General features: G+C 55.6%; 5 protein-coding genes. All 5 read right to left on the bottom strand.

Annotated features, from left to right (window positions below):
* Positions 1-126: 126 nt before the first annotated feature.
* A complete protein-coding gene (locus ABXH26_RS20440) occupies positions 127-597 on the bottom strand; it encodes a ribonuclease E inhibitor RraB (RefSeq protein ID WP_353568958.1) in 471 nt (156 codons plus the stop codon).
* A 57-nt stretch (positions 598-654) separates the two neighbouring features.
* On the bottom strand, positions 655-1,239 hold the full coding sequence (locus ABXH26_RS20445) for a hypothetical protein (protein WP_353568959.1): 585 nt from the start codon (positions 1,237-1,239) through the stop codon (positions 655-657).
* A gap of 82 nt (positions 1,240-1,321) precedes the next feature.
* A complete protein-coding gene (locus tag ABXH26_RS20450; protein ID WP_353568960.1) occupies positions 1,322-1,909 on the bottom strand; it encodes a hypothetical protein in 588 nt (195 codons plus the stop codon).
* Between the two features lie 158 nt (positions 1,910-2,067).
* A complete protein-coding gene (locus ABXH26_RS20455) occupies positions 2,068-2,307 on the bottom strand; it encodes a hypothetical protein (protein ID WP_353568961.1) in 240 nt (79 codons plus the stop codon).
* Positions 2,308-2,309: 2 nt separating this feature from the next.
* Positions 2,310-2,564 carry a hypothetical protein gene (locus ABXH26_RS20460; protein WP_353568962.1) on the bottom strand — a complete coding sequence of 85 codons (255 nt, stop codon included), beginning with the start codon at positions 2,562-2,564 and terminating at the stop codon, positions 2,310-2,312.
* Between the last annotated feature and the right edge of the window lie 138 nt (positions 2,565-2,702).

Genomic DNA, 2,702 nt, shown 5'->3' on the forward strand with positions numbered 1-2,702 from the left:
GTCGTTGACCCACAGACGCGGATTGAAACCGCAAGAGCGATAGCCACACCGCCCGTCCAACCCGCCTGGGCCCGTTCAACAACCGATAGCTTCGGGGCTACCGCCCGAAGCTATCTTTGGGGTTCGCTATTGATTTGGATTCGTGCCCCAGCCGTCGAACTCGCAATCAAACTTGTATCCAATCTCACACATCTCGCCAGTCCACCCCACAACCACTTCGTCGCTCATCGCCATCGGAGGAGTCCACCCCGTAATCACAAACTGGCTCGAATCACTGGCGGCTACGTCGAAGTCGCCGATGTAGCCGCGACCAGCAAGTTCCTTCGCCAAGGATTCGGCCTTCTCTTTGGTATTAGTGTAGAAGAAGTATTCCAGCTTCAGCTTGGACTCGTCTGTAACGCCATATCCACGCAGTTGTTCCATGGTCTGCGGAGACATTGTAGTCTGCTTCGTTCGGATTGCCTGAAACTCGGCTTCCGAAACGAAGGCCGATGGCTCTGCTGCCGACGAATCTCCCTTGGAGTTGTCCGATGACTTGTTGCAGCCGAAGAGTGTTGAAAAGAAGCCCATAGCGAGGATTGGCAGAATGCGGCTCATCATTTTCTAAGCGAACGTCGAAGTCCACACACCCGCTGCCGGGGGCGCGGCTCCGATTCAGGTTGAGGGTGGTAGTGATCCCGAGAAATTCGACTCGGAGCGGGCAGCGGGTTGTGGTGCGACGCCTTGTTCGCTTGGTTTTTTGTTCTGGCGGTGACGACCGATCCACCTCCGAAATACGTCGAAGAGCGCACCTGGTCCCTCCGTCAGCCACCAGTAGGCTCCCAGCGGAATACTGAGGTAGATCGCAAAGTTCTTCAGCACGGTCAACATCGACGGCATTGAGTGAGTCGTGACCATCTCGATATAAGCCCAATAGATCACGTAGCTGAGGAGGAATGCGGCCACGGTGACAATCGGAATAGCAGCAATCCGCGGAAGTCGAAACACTCGGCGAAAGATCTCTCCAATCGCCGAAGCTGGGGCGAAGACTCCCCACCCGAGGAAGCCGCATACAGCCAGCACGGCCATAATGCCTGCCGGAAACGCCAGCGGACCACCGATACCCTGATTGGTGACGACTGCGACGATCAGCATCACAATGTAGGCAATCGTCCATGCAATGCAGCCCACAATCATCGCAAACGCACCGAACAGGAAGTGCCGCGCGAGAAACGTGAGAGCTGGAACCACGGCTTTCATTTTTGAAGCGAACGTCAAAGGTCTGGCACCGGCTACCGGCGGCGCACCTTCGACTGGTGGTTAGAGGTTGTAGCTACGGAAATCATTTCGACTCGGAGCGGGTAGCCGGTTGTCCAGCACCGTCTTGTTCTGCCAGTTTTGGTTTGGCGCGGTGGAGTCGTGATACGACATCCTCAATCCGGCTCGTTGCCTCCTGCCAAACCTTCGGTCGGTCACACCACCATGAAAGATCGAGTGAGAAATACCCCTGACTAAATGAGAATCGGTATCCAACTCCGTCCAAACCTAACACTCCCTCAGTCGGGCGAAGCGACGTAAGGGAAATGGCTGACAAATCCTCAATCACTTTCGATGCATCTTCAGGATCGAGTATCTTACTAGCCTCGTCGATTGTAGGCTTGAGCTCTTTGGGGTGCTTCAGTCGTTCGACCGGGTCACGAAGCTTGTTGAAATCGTCTTCCCGCTTCCACGTGGTGATCGAAACAAATGGATCCTTCCCTGAATCAGGGCGTCTCGGCGTGTAAAGAGTAGTCCGAACATGATCTTCGAACGCTGGTAGACGCCAAAACGAGAAGACGTGGAGAAACGTGCCTGACTCCGCGACCGAATTGAGCGTCTCGTTAGCCGCTTCGGTTAATCGGTTGTATTCTTGTTGTTGCTCCGATTGCACGGCTTCAAATTTTCAGGCAGAACGTCGAAGTCCACACATCCGCTACCGGGGGCGCGGCTTCGACTCAGGTTGGGGGTTGTAGCTACCAGCCACAATCCGACTCGGAACGGGTAGCGGATTGTGGTGCGACGCCTTGTTGTGCCTTGGTTGTTTGGTGCTCATTCTGTGAGGGAATCGATAATCGCCTCCAATGCATCGATCCTCGCATGCTCCTGAGTCTCTTCAAGCTCCGCTCTCACTGCTGCAAAGAGGCCCTCCAATTCCGTGGGTGTCGCCTTGCTGAGTTCGGAAATCACCGATTCAAGCACTCGGACATCATCGTCCTCCCGATCCTCCGAACCCTCGACGACGGCGAGGTAAACAATCGCCTCGATCAATGCTTTGTGTATCGCGCTCATGTTCAGAAGCGGCAAGCCAGCAGCTCGTGGGTGGCGGTGTCCTCGACTTCAGCCCGCCAATAGTGGGGATCATTGATGTCGCGAAAAGTGAGTCCGCCATGCTCCTTCCACGCGGACGTCCGAAATGGCGCATCGAGAATGATCAACCGCTTCATCTTGCCCCAATTGGGAGAGGATGTCCCCTCGACAATCTTCGCTCCCGCATCGAGCTCAGCCATCAAGACAGCCTGTAGTGCTGGAGAGTCGAGAGGCTTCATTTCTTTGGCACAACGTCAAAGTGGTGGCACCCGCTACCGGAGGCGCCAGTCCGATTCAGAATAGAGGCTTCTGGTCACGGTTCAATCTCCGACTCGCGGCGGGGTAGCGGGTTGCCACCCACGCCTTGTTCGGCGTTC

The sequence above is a fragment of the Haloferula sargassicola genome, from assembly GCF_040362925.1.
GTDB classification, from domain to species: Bacteria; Verrucomicrobiota; Verrucomicrobiia; order Verrucomicrobiales; family Akkermansiaceae; genus Haloferula; species Haloferula sargassicola.